Genomic DNA, 26,641 nt, shown 5'->3' with positions numbered 1-26,641 from the left:
CTCGGGCGTCGTGACGGACGGTGTGACGCGGACCCGCGAGCTGCTCGACGACGCGGCACGACGGCTCCGGACCGCCGGCGTCCCGGACGAGGCGCTCGGCGAGTACGTGCAGCCGAAGGCCGTGCTCGGCATCCACCGCGAACCGACGATCCGGTCCCTCGGCCGCGTCTGGCGGGTCGGCGCGCTGCTCATCGGTTCCTCGATCGAGACCGGCGGGAGGGTGTGGGCGACGGGCACCATCACGCGGGTCACCGACCCGGGCCGCGCGCAGTTCCAGTCGGTGTCCGCCGAGACCCGACGGGCGTACCGGGCTGCCGCCGTCCGTGGACACTTCGACGCCGGGGACACCGTGAACCACGGCGCGACGCCGATCCCGCTCGACGACACGCTCGTCGACGGCGGCGGGGTGCTCCTCGTCCAGGACGACGTGCCGCTCGTCCGCTGGTCCCCCACGGCGGGTTCGACGGTGCCGCTCGCGGACTACCTGGTCGACCGGGTCGGCCTGCTCGTCGACCCGCCGGCGGGCGCGACCGACTGAGTGCCGGACCTGCCGCCGACGGACCGTCGGCCGAGCGGCGGCGGCGAGCCGGGCCTCCCGTCCGCGCGTACGGTGAGGCCATGTCCCACAGCCGCTCCGTCGCGTCCACCGACTCGGTCGGCGCGATCGCTTCGTCCCGCAGCATCGCGTCGATCGCGTCCTGGTGCGCCGTCGGCGCGCTGTTCAGCAGCGTCGCCGTGCTGAGCATCGGGTCGTTCGCATCGGTGCTGTCCGTCGGCTCGTTCCTGTCGGTCGGCTCCGTCGGCTCGGCACTGTCGATCGGATCCGTCGGCCGGTTCGGCGCGGTCTTCGGCCGGCAGGTGCTCGGCCGCCGCTGAACCGGTGTCGGCTCAGTGGCCGTCCAGCGCGTGGCAGCCGCCGTCGAGCACGAAGCCGTCGGGCTCCGCGGTGACCGTGCCGTCCTCGTCGACGCCGCCGACCAGGCAGCCGTGCTGGTCGACCTGCGCCTCGAACCGGACGGCACCGGTCGTCGCGTCCACGACGAGCCACGGGTCGGGTGCGCCGGCGTCGGCGAGTGCCTGGCGTGCTGCCGCCTCGGTGACCGGACGGGGCGCATCCGCGAGCGCACGGCGGACCGTGCCCGCGGCGCTCTGGAGTGCCGGGCGGTCGACGTCACGGACCTCGGTGCGTTCATGGTGGCGCTTGTTCAGCGAGTACTGCGGCGGCCCGTCCCCGGCGCCGCCCGGTGTCGTGCCCGGTGTGGCGCCCGGTGTGCTGACCGGTGTGGCGCTGCCCGGCGTCTCGAGCGCGGCCGGGCCACCCTGGACCGCACACCCGGAGAGCGTCATCGCGGTCAGCGCGGCGAGCACCAGGCCCGCGCGTCTCGTTCGTTCCCCCATGTGGGCATCCTGACAGGGCAGCGCGTCACACGCCACCGATAGGGTCGGCACGTGGCCCAGATCAACGACGACTTCACCGACCGCTTCGACCTGCGCGAGTTCACCCCCGGCACCGATGCCGACGGGGCACCGGACGAGCGCACCGCCGCCTGGCTGGAAGCCGTCGCGATGGGCTTCCACGAGAGCACCGGCTCACCGGAGAACGCTGCGCGGATGGCGTCGTACTTCGTCGCCGACCATGAGACCTTCCTCGGCGTGTACGTCCGGCAGCCCCTCCCCGGTTCCGTGGACGAGACCTGGCCCGCCGGCACGTTCACCTGGTTCCGCAAGCCGCTCAGCTGGGGCGACGGGTCCTCCGTCGACACGCAGGCCATTTCCGCGGTCACCGTCCGGCCGACCGAACGGCGCCGGGGCATCCTCCGCGCGATGATGACGCACGCGCTCACCCGCGGGGTCGAAGAGGGCTACGCGATGGCGTCCCTCACCGCGTCGGAGGGCACGATCTACCGCCGCTTCGGGTTCGGCAGCGCGATCCGCGAGCGCGCCGTCAGCGTCCGCCGGAACCGTGCGCTCCCGTTCCTCGCGCCGACGACGGGCACCGTGACCGTCGTGCCGCTCGCCTGGCTCGCCGACGGCGTCGGGAAGGACGTCTTCGCGCGGTTCCACGAGCGCACCCCGGGGTCGATGGTGCGGAACACCGGCACCTGGCCGGTGGTCTTCGGCGAGTTCACCGGCGACGGCGAGAAGGCCAAGGACGTCCGGGCCGCCGTGCACCGGGCCGACGGGTCCGACGTCGTCGACGGGTACGTCACGTGGCGGGTCAAGCAGGACGGGAAGGACACCGCCGTCGAGGTCGTCGACCTCGTCTACGCGACCGATGCCGCCTACCTCTCGCTCTGGGAGTTCCTGCTCTCGATCGACCTCAACGACGTCGTGAAGTACAACCGCTCGCGGCTCGACGACCCGATCGTGACGGCGCTCGGGGACAACCGGGCGTACGACGTCGACCACGAGGAGGACCACGTGTGGCTCCGGGTGCTCGACGTCCCGGCGACGCTGCGCTCGCGGCCGTACGCCGTCGACGGGTCGATCGTGCTCGAGGTGTCGGACTCGCTCGGGTTCGCCGCGGGGACGTACCGGCTCGACGTGGCGTCCGGCGTGGGGACGGTCACGCGGGTGTCCGACGCGCCGGACGTCTCGCTCGACGTGGCGGACCTCGGTGCGCTGCTGCTCGGGTCGGTGTCCCCGGTGACGCTCGCGGCGGCGGGGCTGCTGCGTGCGGCGGACCCGGCGGTCGCGGTGCGGCTCCGCGCGATGCTCCTGCCGGCCCGGACCCCGCACGGCATCACGTACTTCTGAGGCGGCGGGCGGCTGCGCCGCCGCGGCCGCGGCGCAGCTGCGCCGCGCCTTTGCACAACAGAAAGCACCCCGAACCACGGATTCCCGTGGTTCGGGGTGTTTTCGGTTGTGCGGCGCCGATCGGCGCCGCGTTCGCCTACGCCCGGCGCCGCACCCGCGGGTCGACGAACGCGTAGACCACGTCGACGATGACGTTCGCCGTCACCACGAGGAACGCCGAGAACAGCGTGAACCCCACGACGACCTGCAGGTCGAGCGTGTGCACCGCGTCGATGAGCAGCGCCCCGAGGCCCTGCATCGAGAACACCTTCTCGGTGATGACCGCCCCGCCGAGCAGTGACCCGAGGTCGAGCCCGAACAGCGTCACCACGGGCAGGATCGCCGTCCGGAGGCCGTGCCGCACGACCACCTGGCGTTCGCGGATGCCCTTCGCGCGGGCGGTCCGGACGAAGTCCTGCGACATCGCCTCGAGCATCTCGCCGCGGGTCAGCCTGGCGTAGATCGCCGCGCTGATGAACGCGAGCACGCACCACGGCAGGATCAGGTGCGTCAGCCATCCGACGGGGTCCTCGGTGAACGGCACGTACCCGCTCGTCGGCAGGATCCCGAGGACGAACCCGAACAGCAGGATGCCGAGGAGCCCGACCAGGTAGGACGGTGCGGAGACGCCCGCGACGGCGATGCCCATCACGGTGCGGTCGAGCGCGGAACCACGGCGGAGTGCCGAGGCCGCTCCGCCGGCGACGCCGGCGACGAGCCACAGCACGGCCGCCCCGACCGCGATCGAAGCGGTGACGGGCAGGCGCGTGACGATGAGGGACGTCACGCTCTCGTGCAGCTGGAAGGAGTACCCGAAGCACGGTGCCGCGCACTGGATCGCGGAGACGCCGCTGCCGAAGCTCCGCCCGGTGAAGATGCCGCCGAGGTACGCCAGGAACTGCGCGATCCACGGCTTGTCGGTACCGAGGAACGCCTGCACCTCGCGCAACCGGTCGGGCGTGCAGGGCTTGTCACAGATCGCCCGCGCGGGGTTCGTCGGCAGCAGCATGAACAGGGCGTACGTCACCGCGGCGACGACGAGCAGCACGACGACGGCACCGAGCACGCGGACGAGCAGGAATCGGAGCGTGCTCACCGGGAGCCTCCTCGGGGGTCGAGCGCGTCGCGGAGGGCGTCGCCGAGGACGTTGAACGCCAGGGTGATCAGGAACAGCGCGGCGCCGGGGAAGACGAGGTACATCGGGTCGGTCTGCACCCAGCCGATCGCGTCGCCGATGCTCCGGCCCCAGGACGGCGTCGGCGGTGTGACGCCGACGGCCAGGAACGACAGGGCGGCCTCGGCACCGATCATCGACGGGATCGAGATCGTCGCGTAGACGGTGATCGTCGCCGCCAGGTTCGGCAGCAGCTGCGTCCGGATCACGTGCCAGCGTCCGGCGCCGAGCGCGGTGGAGGCGACCACGTAGTTCCGGGTGCGCAGCGACAGCGTCTGGCCGCGGATCACGCGCGCGACGGACGGCCAGCCGAAGAACCCGATGACCAGGACGACGAGCAGCGGCTTCGGGAACGACGTCGGCACGATCGCGGTGAGCGCGATCATGAAGACCAGCGACGGGAAGCCGAACATCACGTCCACCACGCGCGAGAGCACGCGGTCGTACCAGCCGCCGAAGAACCCGGTCGTGACGCCGACGAGCACGCCGATCACGATCGACATCGCGGTGGCCGCGAGCCCGATCCCGAGCGAGGTCCGCGCACCGTACGTCACGATCGCGAACAGGTCGCGGCCGGTCAGCGGCTCGACCCCGAACCAGTGCGTCCCGCTCACCCCGCCGAGCGCACCCTTGGGCGCTCCGAACGAGTTGAGCGCGTTGATGTTGTACCCGTACGGGTCCTGTCCGCTGATCGCGGCGATCACCGGCGCGAACACGGCGACGACGAGGAAGACCACGATGACGATCGCCGAGACGACGGCCCAGCGGTCCTGGCGGACGCGCCGGACGACGGCGCGGAGGCCGGTCGAGCGTCCCGCCGACGCGGCGACGGGCCGGTCGACGACGTTCGCGGTCACGAGGCACCTCCGACGAGCTCGCGCCACGCATCCCGGCGTTCGGCCTGGCGGGCAGGGTCGGCCACGGGAGCGGCGGCGAGCAGCATGCGCGTGTAGTCCTCCTGCGGGTCGTCCAACACGGTCGACGTGACGCCCCGTTCGACGACGCGGCCGTCGTGCAGGACGACGACCTCGTCGGCGAGCTGGCGGACCACCGCCAGGTCGTGGCTGATGAGCAGCATGCCGAACCCGAACTCGTCCTGCAGCGCCGAGAGCAGGTCGAGCACGGCGGCCTGCACGGTCACGTCGAGCGCGGACGTCGGCTCGTCGGCGATGACGAGTGCGGGCCGCAGGGCGAGGGCGCGCGCGACGGCAACGCGCTGGCGCTGTCCGCCGGAGAGCTCGTGCGGGAAGCGTTCGGCCCAGGTCGGGTCGAGCTGCACGGCCTCGAGCAGGTCGCGGACGCGCACGCCGCGGTCGGCCGACGACGAGCCGTGCACGAGCAGCGGCTCCGCGATGCTCCACCCGATGGTCTGCCGCGGGTTGAGCGAGGACGCCGGGTCCTGGAACACGATGCCGACGCGGCTGCGGATCTCGCGCAGCCGTCGTCCGCGGGCGGTCCGGAGGTCGCTGCCGTCCACCTCGACCGTTCCGCCGACGACCGGCACCAGGCCGGCGAGCGCCCGTCCGATCGTGGACTTGCCGGAGCCGGACTCCCCCACCAGCCCGAGGGTCTCGCCGGCACGGAGCTCGAAGTCGATCCCGGAGACGGTGGGTGCACCCCGACGGTCGTAGCGGACGCTCACGTCGCACAGACGGGCGACCACCGGACGGGAGGCTGGGCTGGCGTCCGCAACGGAGGCGCGGCCCTGCGGACCGGCCGCATCGAGCGCCGTCACCGACCCTGCGGACGCATGCCGAGCCTCCAGGCTGGGAACGGCTGCCAGCAGTGCGCGCGTGTACGCGGCCTGCGGCGCCGCGAACAGCGCGTCCACCGCACCGTGCTCGACGGGCTCGCCCCGACGCATCACCAGGACCTCGTCCGCGACGTCCGCGACCACGCCCATGTCGTGCGTGATGAGGAGGACGGCGAGGTCACGCTCCCGGCAGAGCGTCCGCAACAGGTCGAGGATGCCGGCCTGCACGGTCACGTCGAGTGCCGTCGTCGGCTCGTCCGCGATCAGCGCGACCGGGTCACCGGCGAGCGCCATCGCGATCATCGCGCGCTGGAGCTGCCCACCGGAGAGCTCGTGCGGGTACGCCTTCCGGATCCGCGCCGGATCGGCGAGGCCGGCGGAACGCAACAGCTCGTCGATGCGAGCGGACACCCCGGCGCGGTCGAGCCCACGCGGGTGCGCCCGGACCGCCTCGGCGATCTGCGTGCCGATCGACAGGACCGGCGTGAACGAGTTCATCGGCTCCTGGAAGACCACGCCGATGCCCGCCCCGCGGACCGCTCGGAGCTCGTCCACCGATGCTCCGACGAGCTCGGCGCCGCGGAACCGCACACTGCCGGAGACCCGGGCCTGCGGCGGCAGCAGCCCGAGCACGCTCATGGCGCTGACGGACTTGCCCGAGCCGGACTCCCCCACCAGGGCGAGCACCCGACCGGGCGTCAGGTCGAAGGAGACGTCACGGACGACGGGCTCCGCGTCGCCGAACGCGACGCGGAGCCCCTCGACCTGCAGGATCGGATCCGTCACTTGCCGAGCGAGACCTTGAGGTAGTTCGGGTACGCCGGGAAGTCCGCGATCTGGAAGTCCTGCACGTTCGACCCGGCGAGGAACGACTGCTTCGCGTAGATCAGCGGGACGACCGGAGCGTCCTCCATGATCTTCTTGTCCGCCTGCGCCCAGAGCTTCTGCGCGGCGTCCTGGTCGACCGTTCCGGTGGCCTCGTCGATCAGCTTGTCGACGTCCGGGTTGCTGTACTGCGAGACGTTGTAGCCGCCGTCACCGACCTGCGACGAGGCGTAGAGCGGCTGGATGTTGGCGTTCGCGCTCGGGAAGTCCGGCTGCCAGCCGAACAGTGCGAGGTCGTAGTCGCTGCCGTTCGTCGCGTCGGTGTAGAACGAGTCGGAGTCCTCCGGCTTCAGCGTGACCGTGATGCCGGCGCGCTTCAGGCCGGACTGCAGCGCCTGGGACTCGGCGAGCGACGAGGGGTCGTTCGGCGTCAGGAGCGTCAGCTTCAGGTCGGTCGCGCCGGCCTGCTGCAGGAGCGACTTCGCCTTGGCGACGTCGCCGGTGGCCTTCGTCTCGTAGAGGTCGTAGTCCTGCCGCCCGGCGATGCCCGGCGTGATCAGCGTCGACGCGTAGGTGCCGGCGAGCGCACCGCCCGCGGCGATCCGGTACGACTTCTTGTCCACGGCGTACTGCAGGGCCTGGCGCACCTTGAGGTCCTTGAGTGACCCCTTCTGCGTGTTGATGGCCATGTACTGGATCGGGCCGGCCTTCGACGTGGCGAGGCGGTCCTGCGCGGACGGGTTCGAGCGCACCTGGTTCAGTTCGGCCGCGCCGAGGTAGGTGGCGCCGAAGGAGTCCTTCGCGTCGCCGTTGTCGGCGATGAGCGTCTGGGTCACCGTCGAGGGGTCCTGCGACTCCTTGAACACGACCTTCGAGGGACCGGCGGTGCGGACCGAATCGGTCTTCGCGCTCCACGACTTGTTCCGGACCAGGGTGATCTGCGAGCCCTGCTGGTTCGACTGCACCTGGTACGGGCCGCTCGCGACGGGCTTGGCGTCGTAGGCGCCGGTGTCCGTGCCGTCGCCCTCGGGGACCGGGGCGAACGCGGGCATCGACACGAGCCACGGCCAGTCGCCGTACGCCGCGTTCAGCTTGAAGACGATGGTCGAGTCGTCCGGGGTCTCGATGCTGTCGAGCGTCTTGCCGTCGAACGGGCCCTTGTAGGTGTCACCGCCGACCAGGAGCGACTTGTGGTAGCTGAGGCCACCGGTGAGGGTCGGCGCGAACGAGCGCTCGATGCCCCACTTGATGTCCTTCGTGGTGATCGCCGAGCCGTCCTGGAACTTCAGCCCCTTCTTGAGGTGGTAGGTCCAGGTCTTGCCGCCGTCGCTCGAGTCGCCGGTGTTCGTCGCGAGGTCCGGGACCACCTTGGCGGTCTTGCCGGGCTCGACGTCCCAGGCGGTCAGGCGGCGGAGCACCAGGCCGAGCGTCGTGATGTTGAGGTTCTGGCTGGTCGCCGGGTCGAGGTGCACCGCGGTGGCCGTCGTCAGGATGTTGAGCGTCCCGCCCTTGGACGTCGCGCTCGTGGCGTCGTCCGAGGCGCCGCCGCCCGAGCAGCCCGTCAGGACCAGGGCTGCTGCTGCGGCCACGGCTGCGGTGATGGTCAGGCGCTTCGGGCGTCTCATGACGGGGGTGCTCCTCGTGGGGTTGGTGCTGCGGTGCTGTGCTGCGGTGCTGTGCTGCAGTGCTGTGCAGTGCTGCCCGGTTCGCGTGCTCGGCCGTGCTGCTCTGGCGGCGTCCATCCTGGCACCGGGCCCGGACACCGGGCACACCGGCGGGACGCACGACGAAACAATCCAAGTCGTCTGTTACGGCTGGGCATTCCCGATCGGCACGCTGTGTTCCGGCGCGGCGCGTCGCGCGATGGCCGCCGTGCCCAGTGCCGCACCCAGGAACACCACCGCGAGCACCGCCCATCCGAGCGTCCCGAGGTCGATCGCGGTGAGCGTGACGACCGCCGGCGCCACCATCGCGCCCATCGCGTACCCGGTGCCGTACACGCCCTGGTAGGCCCCGACCCGGTCGGCCGGCGCCATCTCGAAACTGAGACTCCATCCGGCGGCACTCGACGTGATCTCCGCGAGCGAGTGCACCAGCGCAGCGACCACCAGCACTGCTCCGGCGACCGCAGCCGCCGTCCAGTCGTCTCCTCGAACCCAGCCGGCGGCCGCCCAGAGCACGCACGCCAGCGCCATCAGCCACCCGGCGTGCCGCATCGCCCGACCGGCGCCCGCGATCGTCCCGGTGCCGCGCGCCATCCGGACCTGCAGTGCGATGACCACCGCGGTGTTCACGAGGAGCAGCGGCGAGACGAGGACGTCCGGAGCAACGGTGTGCCCGACGACCCAGAGCGGGACGGCGACCTCGAACAGGCCGAACTGGATGCCGAACACCCCGGTCAGCGCCGTGACGCCGAGGAACCGGATGTCCCGGTACGGCGACCGCCCGCCGAGGTCCGGCCGGACGATCGAGCCCGTCTCGGTGCGCTCGGCCGGTGCGGCGTCCACCCGGACCGCCGGCAGCCCGAGCAGCAGGAACGCCGATGCGACGAAGAGCACGCCGGCGGCCACCATCGTCACCCGGTACGCCTCCCCCGTCCCGACCGCGAGCGGGATCGCTGCGAACGCCGTCCCCGCGGCGATCCCGATGTTCGTCACGGTCCGCATCGTCGCGCGGACCCGGACGCGCTCGCCGCCCGGGAACGCCCGGCCGATCGCGGCCGACCGGACCGACGAACCGCCCTGCTGTGCAAGGGTCACGACGGACGCCGTGAGCACCAGCGTCGGCAGGTCGTGGACGAGCACGTACCCGACGAGCGCGAGGCCCTGGACGAGGTGCAGCCCGACGAGCATCCGGCGGGAGCTCCACCGGTCCGCGAGGTGCCCGAACCCGAGCGAGCTGATCACCCCGACCGCGCCGGCGACCGTCAGTCCGAGCCCCACCGCCACCGCGGGGATGCCGACGATCGTCGTGAGGTAGAGCGAGGTCAGCGTGAAGAACGCGCCACGTCCGACCGTGTCCACGAGCGTGACGGCCAACAGACGTCGGAGCGTGGCGTCCTGCTGGACGAGACGGCGGATCGGGACGGCGGTGGTGCTCATGGTCCATTTCTGCCCTGCCGCGTGGCCGGCCCCAATGGATGTAGCCTCGGGCTTCATGATCCGGTACCAGCTCGAGGCGTCGGACGTGTCGACGATCCGGTTCGGCATCTCGCCGCTCTCCGAACTCGGCCTCGGACTCCGGGCGTTCCGCGCGCCCGACCGCTACCCGCTGCAACGTCGGTGGCTCGACGGCATCGCCGCCGTCCGCCCGCTCCTCGACGACGAGGTCCTGCTCGGGCTGGTCGACGAACGACGCTGGGTCGCCGACTTCGTGAACCCCCGGCCGGCGTCTCCCCTGACCTCGTTCGACGACGAACTGGTCACGCTCGGCCGGATCTCCCGCACCCGGCTGCACGCCGACCTCGAACGGGTGCACGGCACCGTGCCCGCCGTGTTCACCGGGCGGCACGAGGCGGTCGTCGAACGGCTCCAGCGCGCGCTCGCCACCGCGTGGGAGCTCTGCTTCGCCCCGTCCTGGCTCCGGATGCGCGCCGTCATGCAGTCCGACATCACCCACCGCGGCCGCCTCGCAGCGCACGAGGGCATCGGAGCCGTGCTCCGCGGACTGTCCGACGCCGTCCGGTTCGACGGCCGGCACCTCGACGTCCGCCTGTCGAGCCCGATCGCCCGCGACCGTCCGGTGCAGGGCGAGGGCGTCACCCTGGTGCCGTCGATGTTCGTCGTCCGGGCCTCCACGCCGATCGACGACGACCTCCCGCCGACGATCATGTACCCGGCACGCGGGCAGGGCGCGATGTGGTCGACCACGGGGCACCCCGACCAGGGCGCCGTGCGGGACCTGCTCGGCGGCACACGGTCAGCGCTCCTGCACGCGCTCGGCGAGCCGGCGTCCTCGACGGACCTCGCGATGCGGTTCGGCGTGTCGACGTCGGCGGTGAACCAGCACCTGCGCGTGCTCGAGCGCAGCGCCCTGCTCAACCGGACGCGGTACGGCCGAGCGGTCCTGTACTACCGGAGCGACATCGGCGACGCCCTCGTCCGCACCGGCTGACACATCAGTATCGGTAGGCTGGTCCTCGGAGCCGTGGCACCGCCGGATCGCGGTTCCAGGGCGAACGAGTGAAGCCCGGAACTGCAACAACAGTCCCGGGCTTCGGTTCGCTCTCCGAGTGGAAAGCCAGGGGAAACGGACTCCCTCAGTCGAACACTCGGGAGCCAGTGTAGCCGAGCCCGCTCGGCCACACACCCCTGGCCTGAAGCTCCTCATGTCCGCCGGCGACGACACCAGGAGGTACTCGATGTCGAACGACGACGAGCGCCGGCCCAGGCGTCAGGTGCCGTGGTTGGGGATCGCGAGCTTGCTCGTGGTGACCGCCAGGTTCCTGCACGACCTGTTCCGCAAGGGTCAGTGACCCGGGTGCTCCGCGCCGCATCCAGCCGCGCGGAGCGCCCCTCCTCACCTCAACCCAACAGCTGCGCCGCGTGCGAGGCCAAGACCCCTGAGGCCGCGAGCCCCAGGATGATCGCCGCGAGGGAAACGCCGAATCCGGTCACCCGGGAACCGGTCAGCTGCCCCGCACGTGCGAGGCCGATCGCGCCGAAGACGATGCCGAGGATCCCGGGGATCGCGAACACGTCGAAGATGAACGCGATGAGCGCGAGGACGAGTCCGGCATAGCCGAACGGGTTCGCCGCACGCGTCGCGCGGTCCTTCGCGACCCGCGCCTTCCGGCCTCGCAACACGGGCGGACTGCTCAGGTCGATCCGGTACTCGGACGGCGCCGGCGGCCGGGGAACATCATGGACCCCGACGGACGTGCCGGCAGCGGCGAACTGCGGCTGCGGCTGCGGCGCTGGCTGTCCCCACCGTGCACCGTCCCACCATCGAGTCCGACTCGGATCCTGCGGGTCCGGGTACCACCCGGCGATCGGCAGCGTCACAGTGCTCCCCTCGTTGCCTGTCACCGGAGCGTAGGGCGCAGCCGCTGCGCGACACAGCCCCCAGTGCTGGTGACGGCAGCGGGAGCGCGCCGCGCGGGCACCGGACGGGAGGCCCGGGTCGGCTCCGTCAGGACAGGACGCGGTCCAGGAAGGGGTTGCGGAAGCGGCCCTCCGGGTCCAGCTCCCGCGCCAGGGCCGCGAACGCCGCCAGGTGCGGGTACGCCTCGTGCAGGCGCGCCGGCGTGGCCGCCGACACCTTCCCCCAGTGCGGCCGCGGGTCGAAGGGCTCGAGCGCCTCCTCGATCCGCAGGACCGCGGCGGCGACGGCCGGAGCGTCCCGCCGGAAGGTGAAGTGGATCCCCACCGACTGCCGCTCCGACGACGGTGCGAGCCACGCGGTGTCCGGCGCGACGGTCCGGACCTCGGCCGCGATGAGCAGCGGCGCGAAGAGCCCGGCGAGCGGCCGCAGGGCACGGAGCGCCGGCACCGCGAACTCCGCGGGGACCAGGTACTCCGCCTGGATCTCCGCGCCGGTGGACGGTGAGAACGTCGACCGGAAGTGCGGCAGCCGCTCGGACCACGGCCCGGGGACGCCGCCCTGTTCGGTGACGCTGGCGGCGTCGTTCTCGCCCGGGTGCACGGCCTCGGTGGCGCGGCGGGCGCCGAGGGCGACGAGGTCGACCGACGGTGCGGGTTCGTCCACGCGGTGCTTCGTCCACACCTGACGCGCGCCACGGTCGTCGAAGGACGTGAACATCGACACCGAGTACGCGTCCGACATCACGGCGTCGAAGTGCTCCTCGACGGCGTCCCACGGCAGGTCCAGGTGCACGGTGGTCGCGACCTGGAACGTCGGCACGATCGCGAGCTCCACCGCGGTGACGACCCCGAGCGCGCCGAGTGCCACCCGGTGGGCGTCGAGCTGACCCGCGGCGGAGTCCGACCCGACGGACGAGACGGCACCGGAGGCGCGGACCACGTCCAGCCCGACCACCGCCTGCGCCAGCGAGGGGTTCCGTGTGCCGGAGCCGTGCGTGCCCGTGGCGACGGCCCCGGCCGTGGAGATGTGCGGCAGGGACGCGAGGTTCCCGAGTGCCCAGCCACGAGCCTCCAGACCGGCCGCGACCTGTGCGTGCGTCATGCCGGCGGCGACCCGCACCACGCGTCGGGCCGTGTCGATCTCGAGCACCGGGGGCATGTCGATGAGCGACACCTGGAGTGCGTCGGTGTCGGCGATCTCGTTGAACGAGTGCGTCGACCCGAGCGCCGTCAGGCGCGGCGTCGTGCGGACCAGCTCCTGCAACTCGGACACGCTCGTCGGCCGCGCCAGTCCGGCCGCCCGGTAGGTGACGTTGCCGGCCCAGTTGGTGCGCTCCGCTGCGATCACGTCGCTCATCGTACGGACCCTCAGAACCCGCGGTCGAGACGGTGCCAGGTCTGCTGCAGCCGCACCTCGTCGCGGAACCCGCGGGACGTGGTGTGCTCGTCGATGACCAGGAACTCGGTGCCGACCATGGTCGCGAGGTCCTCGATCACCTGCAGCCCGACGGCCGTCGTCATCACGGTGTGGTGGGCGGCGCCAGCGGTGAGCCAGGCCTCGGCGGCGACGGGGAACGACGGGCGCGGCTCCCAGACGGCACGGCCGACCGGCAGCTTCGGCAGCGCTTCCGTCGGGGGCACGACGTCGACGACGTTCGCGGTGAGGCGGAAGCCGTCGCGGGTGTCGGAGAGCGCCACGACGACGGCCTCCCCGGCGTCGGCCGTGAAGACCAGCCGCACCGGGTCGTCCTTGCCGCCGATGCCGAGCGGGTGGATCTCCAGCGTCGGCCTGGTGCTGGTGAGCGTGGGCGACACCTCGAGCATGTGCGCGCCGAGGATCTTCTCCGCACCGGGCGTGAGGTCGTACGTGTAGTCCTCCATGAGCGACGCCCCACCGGGCAGGCCGGCGCCGGCGACGTTCATCGCACGGACCAGGACCGCGGTCTTCCAGTCACCCTCGGCGCCGAAGCCGTAGCCGTCGGCCATCAGGCGCTGCACGGCGAGGCCGGGGAGCTGCCTGAGGTCGCCGAGGTCCTCGAAGTTCGTGGTGAACGCGGCGCTGTCGTTCTGCTCCAGCAGCGCGCGGAGGCCGACCTCGATCGCGGCGCCGTCGCGGAGGGCACCGTGCCGGTCGCCGCCGTCGCGCCGCAGGGACGGGTCCACGTCGTAGTCGCGTTCGTACGTGGCGACGAGCTCGTCGACCTGCTCGTCGGTGGCCGCTGCCACGGCCGCCGCCAGCTCGTTCACCGCCCAGGTGTTCACCTGCACGCCGAGCTCGATCTCGGCCTCGGTCTTGTCACCCTCGGTGACGGCGACGTAGCGCATGTTGTCGCCGAAGCGCGTCAACTTGAGCGACCGGATCGCGGCGGCACCGGCGGCCGCGCGCGACCAGTTCGCCACGCGCTGCTGCACGCGCTCGTCGGACACGTGCCCGATGGCGGTGGCGTGCCGGACACCCATCCGGGCCAGGGCGTACCCGAACTCGCGGTCGCCGTGCGCGGCCTGGTTGAGGTTCATGAAGTCGAAGTCGATGTCCGCCCACGGCAGCGCGACGTTCGCCTGCGTGTGCAGGTGCAGCAGCGGCTTCGTCAGGGCGTTCAGGCCGCCGATCCACATCTTCGCGGGGCTGAAGGTGTGCATCCAGGCGGTGACGCCGATCACCTTGTCGTCCGCGCTGGCCTCGATGAGCGCGCGGCGGATGCCGTCGGCGTCCTTGAGCACGGGCTTCCAGACGAGCTTCACCGGCACGTGCTCGGCGAGTTCCGCGTGCACCGCGCGGCTCTGCTCCTCCACCTGACGCAGGGTCTCCTCGCCGTACAGGCCCTGGGACCCGGTCAGGAACCAGATCTCGTAGCTGTCCAGGGTCGCCTGGGGGTCGACGGGGTTGTCCTGCGTCATTGCATGGCTCCTTCGGGGTTCTGTCCGGCTGTGTCTTCTGACGGCCGTTGGCCGTACACGTTCTGGTAGCGATCGAAGAGTCGATCGATGTCTGCTTCGGCGATCGGGACGACCTCGCCGCCCTGCTTCGCGATGTGGACGGTGCGTGCCACGTCCTCGCACATCACGGCGGCCTTCACGGCGTCCTTCGCGTCCTTGCCGATCGTGAACACGCCGTGGTTCTGCATGAGGACCGCGCGGGAGCGGTGACCGGTGAGCGTCTCGACGATGCCGTGGCCGATCGAGTCGTCACCGATGATCGCGAAGGGGCCGACCGGGATCGGGCCGCCGAACTCGTCCGCCATCGCGGTGATCACGCACGGGATCGGTTCGGCCCGGGCCGCCCAGGCGGTCGCGTACGTCGAGTGCGTGTGCACGACGCCGCCGACCTCGGGCATGTTCCGGTAGACGTGGGCGTGGGCCGCGGTGTCGGAGCTCGGGCCGTGGGCGTTGCCCCAGCCGTCCGCGGGGACGCCGTCGAGGGTGCAGACGACCTGGTTCTCCGGCGTGAGGTCCTCGCTCGCGACCCCGCTCGGCTTGATCACGAAGAGGTCCGTGCCGGGGACGCGCTCGGAGACGTTGCCACCGGTCCAGATCACGAGGCCGTAGCGGACGAGTTCGCCGTGCAGGCGCGCGACGCGTTCGCGGGTGGCGGCCACGGCCTCCTGGGTGGTGGGGTCCTGGTGGCCCGCGTCGGCGGGCTGGCTTGCGTCGGTCATCGGGTCGGCTCCTTCTCGGTCTGGAGGCTCGGTTCGGCTTCCGTCGTCGGCTCGCCGTCCGTGGGCGGTTGCGTCTGCTCGTCCTGCTGGGTCGGCCGGGTCGCGGCGACCGCCGCGGCCTGCATCGGGAGGCCGGCACGGAAGCGCTCGAGGTACGCGCGGAACCCGGCGACGTCGCGCTCGTCCGGCTCGGCCACGTGCACAGCGTCCCCGCCGAACACCCGCGTCGCGAGGTACTCGGTCAGGTCGGTGTCGCCGGCGTGCTCGAGGTACGCCGCGAGCACCGCGATCCCCCACGCCCCGCCCTCACCGGCGGTCTCCTCGAGGGCGACCGGGACGCGGAGTGCGGCGGCGAGCAGGCGCTGTGGGGTGCCCGGCGTGCGGAACAGGCCGCCGTGCGCGGTCATCCGGTCGACCCGGACGTCCTCGGTCGCCAGCACGTCCATGCCGATCGCGAGCGTCGCGAAGGCGCCCTGGACCTCGGCGCGGACCAGGTTGCCGAGCGTGAAGTCGCTGCCGGCGCCGCGGACCAGGAGCGGGCGGCCGTCCTCGACGTGCGTGACCGGCTCACCGGCGAGGTAGTTGTACGACAGCAGGCCGCCGGCGTCCGGGTCGGCCCGCTCGGCTTCGGCGAGCAGGGTGGCGTACACGTGGTCGATCTCGATCGGCGTCCCGGCAGCCTCGGCGAACCTGCCGAACACCCGGGCCCACGCGGCGATCTCGCTCGCACCGTTGTTGCAGTGCACCATCGCGACGGCGTCCCCGGCGGGGGTCGTCACGACGTCGAGCTCCTCGTGCGGGGTCGCCATCGCGCGTTCGAGGACGACCATCGCGAAGATGCTCGTGCCGACGCTGACGTTGCCGGTGCGGGGCGCGACGGCGTTCGTCGCGACCATGCCGGTGCCGGCGTCGCCCTCGGGTGGGCAGAGCGGGACGCCGGGCTCCAGCGTGCTGGTCGGGTCGAGCCAGGCGGCACCGTCGGGGGTCAGCGCGCCGGCGTCCTGGCCGGCGACGAGCACCTCGGGCAGGAGCGGGCGGACCGGCTGCCCGAGCAGTGCGTCCGCGGTGTGGAGCATCGCGGCGTCGTAGTGCCGGGTCGCCGGGTCGATCGGGAAGGCCCCGGATGCGTCGCCGATCCCGAGGACGTTCCGCCCGGTCAGGCGCCGGTGCACGTACCCGGCGAGCGTGGTGATGCCGGCGACCTCGGCGACGTGGGGCTCCTCGTCGAGGACCGCCTGGTAGAGGTGCGCGATCGACCAGCGCAGGGGGACGTTGAAGCCGAACGCCTCGGAGAGCCGTTCCGCGGCGGGGCCGGTCGAGGTGTTGCGCCACGTGCGGAACGGGACGAGCAGCTCCCCGGCGGCGTCGAAGGCCAGGTACCCGTGCATCATCGCGGACACCCCGAGCGCCCGGAACGTCGTCGGACGGACGCCGTGCTGCGCTTCCGCGTCGGCCACGAGGTCGGCGTACGCGGCGCGGAGCCCGGTCTCGACGGCGTCGAGGGAGTACGTCCAGCGCCCGTCGACGAACTCGTTCTCCCACTCGTGCGAGCCGGAGGCGACGGGCACCAGGTCCTCGTCCACCAGGACGGCCTTGATGCGGGTCGACCCGAGCTCGATCCCGAGGGTCGTGCGGCCCTCCGCGATCCCCTGTCGGCGGTCCACGCCCATGCTGTCCTCCCGAGACTCCGTCGTCCGTGCACCCGGCGTCGGGTGAGCGCTCACATCCTGCCACGTGAGCGCTCACTCTCGCAATGCCGCCCCGCGCTCCGCGCTTCGCGCCCCGCGCTCCGCGCTCCGCGCTCCGCGCTCCCGCGCTCCCGCGCTCCCGCGCTCCCGCGCCGCGCGCTCCGCGCTCCCGCGCCCCGCACTCCCGCGCTCCCGCGCCCCGCGCTCCCGTGCTCCCGTGCTCCCGTGCTCCCGTGCTCCCGCGCCCCGCGCTCCGCGCTTCCGCGCCCCGCGCTCCCGCGCCCCGCGCTTCGCGCTCCCGTCCCGTCCCGTCCCGTCCCGTCCCGTCGAGGTCGCACTTCGTGTCGCGTCCCCGCGACGCATGCGACACGAAGTGCGATCTCACCGGCCGAGAGGCGCGCGCGTGCCCGCGGCGGCGGCCCGACGCACTCCATGCTCCGAACGTCCCCACACCCCCACCTCCACACCCCCACACCCCGCACCCCGGCACCCCGGAACGCCCCCGAACCCCGTCGAGATCGCACTTCGTGTCGCGTCCCCGCGACGCATGCGACACGAAGTGCGATCTCACCCGGGGGGGTGCCACGCCGCGAGGGCGCGGCGCCGCGAGGGCGCGGCGCGGCGCGGCGCGGCGCCGCGCGGCGCGGCGCGGGGCGCGTCAGGCGCCGATGGTGCTCTCGCGGATGACGAGGGACGGGGTCACGACGGCGGACTCGGCGGGCGAGCCGTCGATGCGGTCGAGCAGCGCCCGGCCCGCGACCCGCCCGAGCTCCTCGAGCCGCAGGTCCACCGTGGTCAGCGGCGGCCGGCTCGCGAGCGCCATCACGGCCCAGTCGTCGAACCCGGTGACGGCGACGTCCTCGGGTACCGAGCGGCCGGCCTCCCGCAGCCGGTCGCACACGCCCCGCGCGATCTGGTCCGACCCGCACACGATCGCGTCGATCGGCTCGTCGCCGCGCAGCAGGACGTCGGCGGCCTGACGCCCCCAGCGCTCCGACCACTCGCCGTACATCGGCGGCACCACGAGCCGCGACCCCAGGACCGCGGACGCTCCCGTCACACGGCCGGACGCGGAGTGGTGCCGTGCGGGCCCGGTCACGATCGCGACCCGCTGCCGCCCGAGCGTCACGAGGTGCGACGCGACGAGCCCCGCCCCGTGCTCGTCGTCGACGGTGATCGACACGTCGGCGGGGTCGGTCGAGGGCGTGAACGCGTAGACGACGGGGATCGCGACGTCGATCGGGGGCCGGGCATCGGCGGAGCGCCCGGTGACGATGATGCCGTCGACCCCGCGGGCGACGAGCGAGCGGAGGTAGTGGGCTTCGCGGACGTGGTCGTCCCGGGTGTCGCAGAGGAGCACCGCCATCTGCCCCGCGGAGAGCACGTCCTCGGCGCCGAGCAGCACCGGGATCGAGAACCGTCCGAACGAGTCGGTGGTGATCATGCCGACCGTGTAGGTCCGGCCCGAGGAGAGCGCGCGGGCCCGGGCGTCCCCGACGAACCCGAGCTTCTCGGCGGCTTCCTTGACCCGCATCCGCGTCGCGTCCCGGAGCTGCCCGGTGCCGTTCAGCGCCTTCGACGCGGTGCCGATCGACACCCCGGCGAGCGCTGCCACGTCGGTGATCCGAACGGGTCGTTCCAGGGTCACGGCAATCCCCTTTCCGGATCGTCGGCGAGAGCACGATCATACGATCATCTCAGGAACCGCCTCTTGCGCACCGCCGGGACCTGTCGTAGCGTCACGCCCCAGAAACCGTTTTCCGTTAGACGCGACCAGCACCGTAGCGACCAGCGGACCTGTCAACGACGACACCAGGAGCCGACATGACCACCACGCTCGCGACCGAGCACCGGGCACGCACCGCGACCCCGGTCCTCCCGACCGCGGACGCGCACCTCGCGTTCCGCCCGCTCCCCGAGGGGACGGCCCGGATCACCGGCGGCTTCTGGCACCTCCGCCAGGAGCGCAACGGCCGCGACGCGATCCGCGACGGCTACCGCCAGCTCGAGACCGCCGGGAACTTCCGGAACCTCCGCATCGCTGCGGGGACCGAGGAGGGCGAGGTCGTCGGGCCGATCTTCATGGACTCGGACGTCTACAAGTGGCTCGAGGCGGTCGCCTGGGAGCTCGGACGCGAACCGGCCGAGGACCTCCGTGCCCTCCAGCGCGAGGTCACCGAGCTCGTCGCGGCAGCGCAGGCCGACGACGGCTACATCGACTCCGTGCAGCAGGTCCGAGGGGTCGGGACGCGGTACTCGGACCTCAAGTGGAGCCACGAGATGTACTGCGCCGGGCACCTCATGCAGGCGGCGGTGGCGCAGTCCCGGGCGACGGGCGACACGGCGCTGCTCGACGTCGCCGTGAAGAACGCCGACCACCTGGTCAGGACGTTCGGCGACGGCGACGACAAGACCCGTGACATCGACGGCCACCCGGTCGTCGAGATGGGCCTCGTCGAGCTGTACCGGGAAACAGGGACCCGCGCCTACCTCGACCTGGCGCACTGGTTCGTCGACGCCCGCGGCACCGGCATCATCGAGCGCGCGGGCGGCGAGCCGACGTACTTCTCGGACCGGGTCCCGAGCCGCCAGGCCACGACCGTCGAGGGCCACGCCGTCCGCGCCGTGTACCTGGCTGCGGGTGCGGTGGACGTCGCGATCGAGACCGGCGACACCGAGCTCCTCGCCGCGAGCGAGCGGCAGTTCGCCGACATGATGGCGACGAAGGCGTTCATCACCGGCGGCCTCGGTGCGCGCTGGGACTGGGAGGCGTTCGGCGACCCGTACGAGCTCCCGACGGACCGCGGCTACGCCGAGACCTGCGCCGCGATCGGCGGCGTGCAGTGGGCGTGGCGCCTGCTGCTGGCCACCGGGAAGCCGGAGTACGCGGACGCCGTCGAGCGCCTGCTGTACAACGCGTTCCTGCCCGGCGTCAGCCTCGCGGGCACCGAGTACTTCTACGTCAACCCGCTCCAGCACCGCGACCACGCGCACGCCGACGAGAACCGCTCCCCCGCCCACGGGCGCCGCGGCTGGTTCGACTGCGCCTGCTGCCCGCCGAACATCATGCGGACCTTCGCGAGCCTCGACGGCTACCTCGCCACGGCGACCGAGGGCGGCCTGCAGCTCCACCAGTACGCGACCGCCGATCTCGGTCCGGTGTCCGTGGAGACCGGCTACCCGCACGACGGCCACGTCCGGATCACGATCACCCAGGACGGCCCGCTCGCGCTGGGCATCCGGGTCCCGGCGTGGTCGGACACGACGACGATCACGCTCGACGGCGACACGCAGCACCCGGGTGCCGGCGCCCTGCACACGATCGACCGCGAGTGGCACGTCGGCGACACCGTCGAGGTCGTCTTCGACACCACCCCGCACCGCTTCGTCGCCGATGCCCGCATCGACGCCGCCCGCGGGCAGGTCGCCATCGAGCGTGGTCCGCTCGTGTACGCGGTGGAGCAGCCCGACCAGGACGGCTTCACGGTCGACGACTTGACGATCGACGCGGACGCGCCGATCACCGAGGAGTCCCGCGACGACCTGCTCGACGGGGTCGTCACGCTGCGGGTCCCGGCACACGCGCCGGCGGACCACGCGCAGCCGGCCTGGCCGTACCGCCGTCTGGACACGACCCGGCCGGGAGGCGCGGCTGCGGCCCGCACCGCGACCAGCGTCGACGACGCGACGACCGGCGGCGGGGCCGACCCCGGCCTCCCGTCCGACACGAACGGAACGGGCGGAACCACCGGAACCACCGATGGGTCCGTGACGGCCGTCGCGATCCCCTACTACGCCTGGGCCAACCGCGGCGCCGTCCCGATGCGGGTGTGGCTCCCGCTGAGCGCGGACTGACACCGTGGACCGCAGAGCGTTCCTCGTCGGCGGTCTCGCCGGCGGCGCGGCCCTCGCCCTGGCGGGGTGCTCCGGCACCCTGCCCAAGGTGGACGCGCAGGTGGCGGGCTTCGGCACCACGGCGACCGGCACCGTGCACGTCTGGTGCCGGTCGGCCACCCAGGCCGGCCTGACCAGCGCGGTCGCCGGCTTCAACAAGAGCCACCCGCACCTGCAGGTCGAGTTGACCCCGGTGCCGGACGGCCAGTACGTGACGAAGCTCGCGACCGCGATCCGGGGCGGTGAGCCGCCGGACGTGGTGGACCTCGACGACATCAACTCGCAGCTGTTCATCTTCCGCGAGGCGTTCGCCGACCTGACCGACGTCGTGAAGGGCCTGGACTACTACGACGAGCTGTCCACCGGGCACCTGCGCCTGCTCGAGTACCGGGACCGGCTGTACGGGCTGCCGTACCTGGCCGACAACTCGCAGCTGTTCGTGAACACCGACCTGTTCGAGCGGGCGGGGCTCGACGTCGACGACTCGACGAAGGACCTGGACTCCCTGCTCGTGGCCGCGAAGGCCCTGCGGAAGCTCGGCGACGACGTGTACGGGTGGACGATCTCCGGCAACGCGGCCGGCATCATCGGGTTCGTCACGCAGCCGCACGTCTGGGCCACCGGGGTCGACATGATGTCCGGCGAGGTGGGCAAGCAGCAGGCGAACATCACCGGCAACGACGCCCTGCAGCAGATGCTCGAGTTCTACCGGCAGCTCTGGAAGGACGGCGTGCTCAGCCGTGCGACGTACTCGGATGCCGGGACGACGTGGGGTGCGGACTTCCGCGCCGGGAAGGTCGGGATCATGCCGACCTCGTACGGGGCGGCGGTGCCGGCGGCGACGAAGGCGATGCGCGCGAAGATGCGGACGGTGCTCATCCCGAGCGCCGACGGTCGGCGGTCGTTCTTCGACGGCGGCGACAACATGTGCATCCCGAACGGCGCCGCGAACCCCTCGGGTGGCTGGGCGTTCATGCAGTACGCGAACTCGCTCCAGCAGCAGCAGCTCCTGCCGAACGGCGGCTACTTCCCGACCAGGGCCGACGCCGCGACGCCCGCGTACCGGAAGCAGTTCCCGCTGGCGTTCGGGCCGCTCGACGCCATCGACAAGGGCTACGCGCCGCAGACCCTGGCGTACAACCTGCTCGTGAACCAGCCCTCCTCGCCGTACTTCGCGATGTTCCGCGAGGCCGTGTTCGGCGCCGGCGTCTCCAGTGCGATGCGGACCGCCCAGTCCGACTACCAGCGCATCCTCGACCAGGTCCAGGCCTGATCGCGTCCGGCTCCGCCCTGCTCCTGCTCCGTCCTGCTCCGCTCTGCACAGTGAGGTGCACGTCATGTCGACCATCTCCGCCCGACGATCCGCCGTCGGCCGCCGTCCACTCGGACGCGGCCGCGGACCGTCCCGCAACTCGCTCACCCACCCGCCACGCGCCGGCGCACTGCTCGTCACCCCGGCCATCGCGTTCGTCGCGGTCTTCGTGCTCGCACCGCTGCTGTTCGCGCTCTACATCTCGTTCACGAACTGGCCACTGATCGGGCCGTACCGGTTCATCGGCCTGCAGAACTACGCGACGCTGTTCCAGGACCCGACGTTCGTGCACGCGATCGGCTACACACTGCTGTACACCGCGATCGTCACCGTGCCGATCCTGGTGCTCGGGTACTTCCTGGCGGTCCTCGTCCGTGCTCGACGACGCGGCTCGACGCTCCTGCGGACGGTGTTCTTCCTGCCGTACGTGGTCGGCCTCACGACGCTGAGCTTCATGCTCGTGCTCGAGGCGCAGCCGGGATCCGGCGCCGTCAACATCGTGCTGCAGGCGCTGCACATCACCGACGGCTCGACCGCCTGGCTGGTGAACGGCCCGCTCGCGACGCTGCTCATCTGCGTGCTCGTCGTCTGGGCGGTGTCCGGGCTGACGATGGTGCTGCTCATGTCGGCGATGCAGGGCGTCCCCGACGAGGTGTACGAGTCCGCGCAGCTCGAGGGTGCCTCGTGGTGGCAGACCGAGCGGCTGATCACGCTGCCGATGATCCGCCCGACGATCGCGCTGAGCGTGATCATCTCGGTGATCGGCTCGCTGCTCGCCTTCAACCAGTTCTACATCCTGACGCAGGGCGGCCCCGGCACCGAGACCACCACGATCGTCAACGCCATCTACAACCGCGGGTTCGTGAACCTGCAGCTCGGTGCCGCCACCGCGGAGTCGATCGCCCTGGTGGTCGTCATCGCGGCCGTCACCCTGTTCCAGTTCTGGGCACTGCGAGAGAAGGACTGACGCCATGAGCACCACCACCACCCGTGCGGTCGCGCCCGGTCCGGACACCTCGACCAGGACCCTGACGACCGACCCCGGCCGACGCCGCCGCCACCAGCAGGGCAGCGTGCAGCACCCGCGCGACACGACCGTCAAGCGGACCCTCTACGCCATCGCCGGCATCGGCTCCGCGCTGGTCTTCGGCGTCCCGCTGATCTGGTCGATCCTCCGGGCGTTCCAGTCCGAGGCGACGATCACCTCGGCGCCGGACGCGTCGACGTTCTTCCAGCTCGGCTGGCAGAACTTCGCAGCCGTCTTCGGGGCGTCGTCGCACCTGCTCACCGGTGTCCTCAACTCGGTCATCGTCTCGGTCTGCACCGCCGTGCTGACCGCGATCCTGGCGACGATGGCCGGGTACGGGTTCGCCCGCTTCCGGTTCGGCGGCTCCGGGCTCGTCTTCGGGCTCGTGCTGCTGACGATGATGGTGCCGTTCCAGGCGATCCTGACCCCGCTGTACCTGGAGATGAACGCGCTCGGGCTGACGAACTCGCTGCTCGGGCTGGTGCTCTTCTACACGACGGTGAACCTGCCGTTCGGGGTGTTCGTGATGCGGAACGCGTTCGAGTCGATCCCGACCGAGCTCGAGGACTCCGCGTTCGTCGACGGGGCATCCCGCTTCCGGGTCGTCGTGTCGGTGCTCCGCCCGCTGCTGCTCCCCGGGGCGGCGACGGCGGCGCTGTACGCGTTCCTGGCGTCGTGGACGGAGTTCCTCGGGGCGCTGACGTTCCTCACGAAGGACTCGCTGTACACGCTGCCGGTCGCGCTGCTCAACCTGCAGACGGGGGCGTACGGGCAGGTGTCGTACGGCAACCTCGTGGCGGGGTCGGTCGTGGCGATGATCCCGTGCATCGCGCTCTACGTCGGCCTGCAGCGGTTCTACGTCGCCGGCTTGTCGTCCGGCGCGCTCAAGGGCTGAGCGCCCGCGCCGGGCCGGGCCGGGCCGGGCCGCGCCGCGCCGGGCCGCGCCGCGCCGGGCCCGGCCGCCGTCCCGCTGAGATCGCACTTCGTGTCGGTTGTCCTGGCGGGCACCCGACACGAAGTGCGATCTCAGCGCCGACGGCGCGCCGCGCCGCGCGCCCCGCGCGCCCGGCTACGCGCTGCGCCGCACCACCAGCGACGGCTGCAGGAGCGTCTCGTCGACGGGGCCGCCCTCGATGAGGGACCGCGCCGCCGCGAGCACGCCCTCCCCCATCGCCATGAAGTCCTGCCGCACGGTGGTCAGCGGCGGCGTGAAGTGCTCGGCCTCGGGGATGTCGTCGAACCCCACGACGGCGATGTCGTCCGGGACCCGGAGCCCGTCGTCCGCGAAGGCGTGCAGTGCCCCGAGCGCCATCTGGTCGTTCCCGCAGAACACCGCGTCCACCGCCGTGACGTCGATCGACCGGCCGGCCGCGAAGCCGCTCCCCGGGGTCCAGTCGCCGTCGAGCACGACCGGTTCCAGACCGGCGGACTGCATCAGGCGGATGTACGTCGCCCGGCGGACCTCGGACTCCTGCGACACGGTCGGCCCGGAGATGTGCACGATCCGGCGGTGACCCCGGTCGAACAGGTGCTGCATCGCCAGGGTGGTCCCCGCGACCTGGTCGATCGCGACCGCGGCCACCGAGGGCAGCAGCCGTCCGGCGGAGGACCCGGCGGGCACCGCGTCCCGCTGCACCGCGTTCGACACGACGACCGGCACGGTGATCGGCACGGTCAACGAGGCGAGCGCGTCGAGCACCCGGTTGTCGGCGGCGACGAGCACGACCGCGGCGACGTCCTGGGCGAGGAGCGTGGTGAGGGCGCTGGAGAGGTCGGCGGGGCGGGGGTCCTCCGGCAGGGTGGAGAGCAGTACGTGGTACCCGGCGTGCCGGGCGGCGCGTTCGAACCCGATCGCGGTGCTCGACGGGCCGTAGAGCGCATCACCCGCGGTGACGAGTCCGATGGCCTTGCTGCGGCCCCCGGCGAGCGCCCGGGCAGCGGCGCGTGGGCGGTACCCGAGCTCCCCGATCGCCGTGGTGACGCGGGACCGGAAGTGGTCGCGGACCGTCGGGTCGCCGTTGATCACGCGGGAGACGGTCTGGTGGGAGACCCCGGCGCGTTCGGCGACGTCGAAGATCGTCGGGGCCTTGCGCCCCTTGCCGTTCGCGGCCGCGGTGGTCGTCACGGGGCAACCGTACCGCGCGGCACGGAAACCGCACTCCCCGGACGATTCGACCTGACGGAGTTGACAGGGCGGTACACAAAGCCCAGTATGTGAGCGCTCACTCAGAGCAATCACATCTCCGACACCGGCAGAGCAGCCGGGTCACCCGAGCGCGTCGACGTCGACGCGAGAGGAAACAGAGGTACTTCGATGATGAAGCGCAGGATCGTCGCGGGCGTCGCCGCCCTCGGCATCGCCATCTCCCTGGCCGCGTGCTCGGCCGGCGGACGCGCCGCCACCGATGACGGGGGCAGCAGCAGCAGCGACAACAAGGGCGCACTCGTCGGCGTCGCGATGCCCACCAAGGTCTCCGAGCGGTGGATCAAGGACGGCAACGCGGTCAAGTCCGACCTCGAGAAGGCCGGCTACAAGGTCGACCTCGAGTACGCGGACAACAAGATCCCGCAGCAGGTCCAGCAGGTCAGCAACATGATCACCAAGGGCGCGAAGGTCCTCATCGTCGCGTCGATCGACGGCGGGTCGCTCTCCGACCAGCTCGACGCCGCCGCCAAGGCCGGCATCAAGGTGATCTCCTACGACCGCCTGCTCACCGGCAACAAGAACGTCGACTACTACGTGTCGTTCGACAACGAGAAGGTCGGCGTCGACCAGGCGAACTCCCTGCTCACCGGCCTCGGCATCCTCGACGCCGACGGCAAGAAGACCGGCAAGAAGGGCCCCTTCAACATCGAGGTCTTCGCCGGCTCGCCCGACGACAACAACGCCACGTTCTTCTTCAACGGCGCGATGAAGACCCTCAAGCCGTACCTCGACGACGGCACGCTGAAGATCGGCTCCGGCCAGGACGGCTTCACGCAGGCCGCCACGCTGCAGTGGGACCCGGCGACCGCCAAGGCCCGCATGCAGAACCTCATCGCGAAGTCGTACTCCGGCGGCACCACGCTGAACGGCGTGCTCTCGCCGTACGACGGCATGTCGATCGGCATCATCTCCGCACTCCAGGGCGCCGGCTACGGCACGTCCAGCCGTCCGCTCCCGACCATCACCGGTCAGGACGCCGAGCAGGCATCGGTGAAGTCGATCATCGCCGGGCAGCAGTACTCGACGATCTACAAGGACACGCGTCAGCTGGCGGAGAAGTCCGCGAGCATGGCCGAGGACATGCTCTCCGGCAAGAAGCCGAAGGTCAACGACACCACGAGCTACGACAACAAGGTGAAGGTCGTCCCGACCTTCCTGTTCCAGCCGACGGTCGTGACCAAGGAGAACTACGAGAAGGTCCTCGTGGACTCCGGCTACTACACCGAAGCCGACCTCAAGTAGGACCCGACCAACTGTCGGACGGGAGG

Annotated in this window: 22 protein-coding genes and 1 pseudogene; 9 read left to right on the top strand and 14 right to left on the bottom strand. The window is 71.9% G+C overall.

Going from position 1 to position 26,641, the window contains the following annotated elements:
* Positions 1-10: 10 nt before the first annotated feature.
* Together EDF24_RS07615 and EDF24_RS07610 are read left to right on the top strand one after the other, a co-directional pair.
* The gene (locus tag EDF24_RS07615; RefSeq protein WP_123701994.1) at positions 11-538 is read left to right on the top strand and encodes a hypothetical protein; all 528 of its coding nucleotides are present in this window, start codon (positions 11-13) and stop codon (positions 536-538) included.
* 80 nt (positions 539-618) lie between these two features.
* Positions 619-876, top strand: a complete 258-nt coding sequence (locus tag EDF24_RS07610; protein ID WP_123701992.1) for a hypothetical protein — start codon at positions 619-621, stop codon at positions 874-876.
* Between the two features lie 12 nt (positions 877-888).
* On the opposite strand, the gene EDF24_RS07605 is transcribed toward EDF24_RS07610, so the two are convergent.
* On the bottom strand, positions 889-1,398 hold the full coding sequence (locus EDF24_RS07605) for a hypothetical protein (RefSeq protein ID WP_123655681.1): 510 nt from the start codon (positions 1,396-1,398) through the stop codon (positions 889-891).
* Positions 1,399-1,449: 51 nt separating this feature from the next.
* Between EDF24_RS07605 and EDF24_RS07600 the strand changes: the two genes are divergently transcribed.
* Positions 1,450-2,757 (top strand): GNAT family N-acetyltransferase, encoded by a 1,308-nt coding sequence (locus EDF24_RS07600; protein WP_123701988.1) that lies wholly within the window; start codon positions 1,450-1,452, stop codon positions 2,755-2,757.
* A 136-nt stretch (positions 2,758-2,893) separates the two neighbouring features.
* Here EDF24_RS07600 and EDF24_RS07595 read toward each other — a convergent pair whose 3' ends face one another.
* The 5 genes from EDF24_RS07595 to EDF24_RS07575 all read right to left on the bottom strand — a co-directional run bounded on the left by EDF24_RS07595 (position 2,894) and on the right by EDF24_RS07575 (position 9,649).
* Positions 2,894-3,892 carry an ABC transporter permease gene (locus EDF24_RS07595; RefSeq protein ID WP_123655683.1) on the bottom strand — a complete coding sequence of 333 codons (999 nt, stop codon included), beginning with the start codon at positions 3,890-3,892 and terminating at the stop codon, positions 2,894-2,896.
* A complete protein-coding gene (locus EDF24_RS07590; protein WP_123701987.1) occupies positions 3,889-4,827 on the bottom strand; it encodes an ABC transporter permease in 939 nt (312 codons plus the stop codon). Before EDF24_RS07590 ends, EDF24_RS07595 begins: the two co-directional genes overlap by 4 nt.
* Positions 4,824-6,509, bottom strand: a complete 1,686-nt coding sequence (locus EDF24_RS07585) for a dipeptide ABC transporter ATP-binding protein (protein WP_123701985.1) — start codon at positions 6,507-6,509, stop codon at positions 4,824-4,826. Before EDF24_RS07585 ends, EDF24_RS07590 begins: the two co-directional genes overlap by 4 nt.
* Positions 6,506-8,173: an ABC transporter substrate-binding protein gene (locus EDF24_RS07580; RefSeq protein ID WP_123655686.1), complete on the bottom strand. Its 1,668-nt coding sequence runs from the start codon at positions 8,171-8,173 to the stop codon at positions 6,506-6,508. Before EDF24_RS07580 ends, EDF24_RS07585 begins: the two co-directional genes overlap by 4 nt.
* Before the next feature lie 183 nt (positions 8,174-8,356).
* Positions 8,357-9,649, bottom strand: a complete 1,293-nt coding sequence (locus tag EDF24_RS07575; protein WP_185021599.1) for an MFS transporter — start codon at positions 9,647-9,649, stop codon at positions 8,357-8,359.
* Between the two features lie 55 nt (positions 9,650-9,704).
* Here EDF24_RS07575 and EDF24_RS07570 point away from each other — a divergent pair, with 55 nt between their 5' ends.
* Positions 9,705-10,661 (top strand): DUF5937 family protein, encoded by a 957-nt coding sequence (locus EDF24_RS07570; protein WP_123655688.1) that lies wholly within the window; start codon positions 9,705-9,707, stop codon positions 10,659-10,661.
* A 410-nt stretch (positions 10,662-11,071) separates the two neighbouring features.
* On the opposite strand, the gene EDF24_RS19500 is transcribed toward EDF24_RS07570, so the two are convergent.
* The 7 genes and pseudogenes from EDF24_RS19500 to EDF24_RS07540 all read right to left on the bottom strand — a co-directional run bounded on the left by EDF24_RS19500 (position 11,072) and on the right by EDF24_RS07540 (position 18,582).
* The gene (locus EDF24_RS19500; protein ID WP_260233409.1) at positions 11,072-11,353 is read right to left on the bottom strand and encodes a hypothetical protein; all 282 of its coding nucleotides are present in this window, start codon (positions 11,351-11,353) and stop codon (positions 11,072-11,074) included.
* A 102-nt stretch (positions 11,354-11,455) separates the two neighbouring features.
* Positions 11,456-11,551 (bottom strand): annotated as a pseudogene (locus tag EDF24_RS19495) (DUF2510 domain-containing protein); the annotation flags it as partial.
* Between the two features lie 127 nt (positions 11,552-11,678).
* Positions 11,679-12,947: a D-arabinono-1,4-lactone oxidase gene (locus tag EDF24_RS07560; RefSeq protein ID WP_123701978.1), complete on the bottom strand. Its 1,269-nt coding sequence runs from the start codon at positions 12,945-12,947 to the stop codon at positions 11,679-11,681.
* Positions 12,948-12,958: 11 nt separating this feature from the next.
* Positions 12,959-14,488 (bottom strand): L-arabinose isomerase, encoded by a 1,530-nt coding sequence (araA, locus tag EDF24_RS07555; protein ID WP_123655690.1) that lies wholly within the window; start codon positions 14,486-14,488, stop codon positions 12,959-12,961.
* Positions 14,485-15,246 (bottom strand): L-ribulose-5-phosphate 4-epimerase, encoded by a 762-nt coding sequence (locus EDF24_RS07550; protein WP_185021598.1) that lies wholly within the window; start codon positions 15,244-15,246, stop codon positions 14,485-14,487. Before EDF24_RS07550 ends, araA begins: the two co-directional genes overlap by 4 nt.
* Positions 15,243-16,916, bottom strand: coding sequence for a xylulokinase (locus tag EDF24_RS07545; RefSeq protein WP_123701976.1), 1,674 nt, complete (start codon positions 16,914-16,916; stop codon positions 15,243-15,245). Before EDF24_RS07545 ends, EDF24_RS07550 begins: the two co-directional genes overlap by 4 nt.
* 676 nt (positions 16,917-17,592) lie before the next feature.
* Positions 17,593-18,582, bottom strand: coding sequence for a LacI family DNA-binding transcriptional regulator (locus EDF24_RS07540; RefSeq protein ID WP_123701974.1), 990 nt, complete (start codon positions 18,580-18,582; stop codon positions 17,593-17,595).
* Between the two features lie 176 nt (positions 18,583-18,758).
* On the opposite strand from EDF24_RS07540, the gene EDF24_RS07535 reads away from it, so the two are divergent.
* From EDF24_RS07535 to EDF24_RS07520, 4 genes are all read left to right on the top strand, one after another.
* Entirely contained in the window at positions 18,759-20,789 is a 2,031-nt protein-coding gene (locus EDF24_RS07535; RefSeq protein ID WP_123701972.1) for a glycoside hydrolase family 127 protein, read from the top strand.
* 4 nt (positions 20,790-20,793) lie between these two features.
* Entirely contained in the window at positions 20,794-22,101 is a 1,308-nt protein-coding gene (locus EDF24_RS07530) for a sugar ABC transporter substrate-binding protein (protein ID WP_123701970.1), read from the top strand.
* Between the two features lie 64 nt (positions 22,102-22,165).
* Positions 22,166-23,107 (top strand): carbohydrate ABC transporter permease, encoded by a 942-nt coding sequence (locus EDF24_RS07525; protein WP_123655695.1) that lies wholly within the window; start codon positions 22,166-22,168, stop codon positions 23,105-23,107.
* A gap of 4 nt (positions 23,108-23,111) precedes the next feature.
* The gene (locus EDF24_RS07520) at positions 23,112-24,062 is read left to right on the top strand and encodes a carbohydrate ABC transporter permease (RefSeq protein ID WP_123701968.1); all 951 of its coding nucleotides are present in this window, start codon (positions 23,112-23,114) and stop codon (positions 24,060-24,062) included.
* A gap of 174 nt (positions 24,063-24,236) precedes the next feature.
* Here the strand turns inward: EDF24_RS07520 and EDF24_RS07515 are convergent, their stop codons facing one another.
* On the bottom strand, positions 24,237-25,292 hold the full coding sequence (locus EDF24_RS07515; RefSeq protein WP_165931398.1) for a substrate-binding domain-containing protein: 1,056 nt from the start codon (positions 25,290-25,292) through the stop codon (positions 24,237-24,239).
* A gap of 189 nt (positions 25,293-25,481) precedes the next feature.
* On the opposite strand from EDF24_RS07515, the gene chvE reads away from it, so the two are divergent.
* Positions 25,482-26,615, top strand: coding sequence for a multiple monosaccharide ABC transporter substrate-binding protein (chvE, locus tag EDF24_RS07510; RefSeq protein ID WP_123655698.1), 1,134 nt, complete (start codon positions 25,482-25,484; stop codon positions 26,613-26,615).
* The last annotated feature ends 26 nt before the right edge of the window (positions 26,616-26,641 follow it).

The organism is Curtobacterium sp. PhB130, assembly GCF_003755165.1.
In the GTDB taxonomy this organism is placed as follows: Bacteria; Actinomycetota; Actinomycetes; order Actinomycetales; family Microbacteriaceae; genus Curtobacterium.
This window is presented reverse-complemented; position numbering and strand designations above follow the sequence as displayed.

What these genes read in the sequence shown, in the direction of transcription:
- chvE (WP_123655698.1), top strand. Translation starts at nt 25,482, where the DNA reads ATGATGAAGCGCAGGATCGTCGCGGGCGTCGCCGCCCTCGGCATCGCC.
- EDF24_RS07550 (WP_185021598.1), bottom strand. Translation starts at nt 15,246, where the DNA reads ATGACCGACGCAAGCCAGCCCGCCGACGCGGGCCACCAGGACCCCACC.
- EDF24_RS07580 (WP_123655686.1), bottom strand. Translation starts at nt 8,173, where the DNA reads ATGAGACGCCCGAAGCGCCTGACCATCACCGCAGCCGTGGCCGCAGCA.
- EDF24_RS07535 (WP_123701972.1), top strand. Translation starts at nt 18,759, where the DNA reads ATGACCACCACGCTCGCGACCGAGCACCGGGCACGCACCGCGACCCCG.
- araA (WP_123655690.1), bottom strand. Translation starts at nt 14,488, where the DNA reads ATGACGCAGGACAACCCCGTCGACCCCCAGGCGACCCTGGACAGCTAC.
- EDF24_RS07575 (WP_185021599.1), bottom strand. Translation starts at nt 9,649, where the DNA reads ATGAGCACCACCGCCGTCCCGATCCGCCGTCTCGTCCAGCAGGACGCC.
- EDF24_RS07520 (WP_123701968.1), top strand. Translation starts at nt 23,112, where the DNA reads ATGAGCACCACCACCACCCGTGCGGTCGCGCCCGGTCCGGACACCTCG.
- EDF24_RS07610 (WP_123701992.1), top strand. Translation starts at nt 619, where the DNA reads ATGTCCCACAGCCGCTCCGTCGCGTCCACCGACTCGGTCGGCGCGATC.
- EDF24_RS07525 (WP_123655695.1), top strand. Translation starts at nt 22,166, where the DNA reads ATGTCGACCATCTCCGCCCGACGATCCGCCGTCGGCCGCCGTCCACTC.
- EDF24_RS07560 (WP_123701978.1), bottom strand. Translation starts at nt 12,947, where the DNA reads ATGAGCGACGTGATCGCAGCGGAGCGCACCAACTGGGCCGGCAACGTC.
- EDF24_RS07605 (WP_123655681.1), bottom strand. Translation starts at nt 1,398, where the DNA reads ATGGGGGAACGAACGAGACGCGCGGGCCTGGTGCTCGCCGCGCTGACC.
- EDF24_RS07570 (WP_123655688.1), top strand. Translation starts at nt 9,705, where the DNA reads ATGATCCGGTACCAGCTCGAGGCGTCGGACGTGTCGACGATCCGGTTC.
- EDF24_RS07545 (WP_123701976.1), bottom strand. Translation starts at nt 16,916, where the DNA reads ATGGGCGTGGACCGCCGACAGGGGATCGCGGAGGGCCGCACGACCCTC.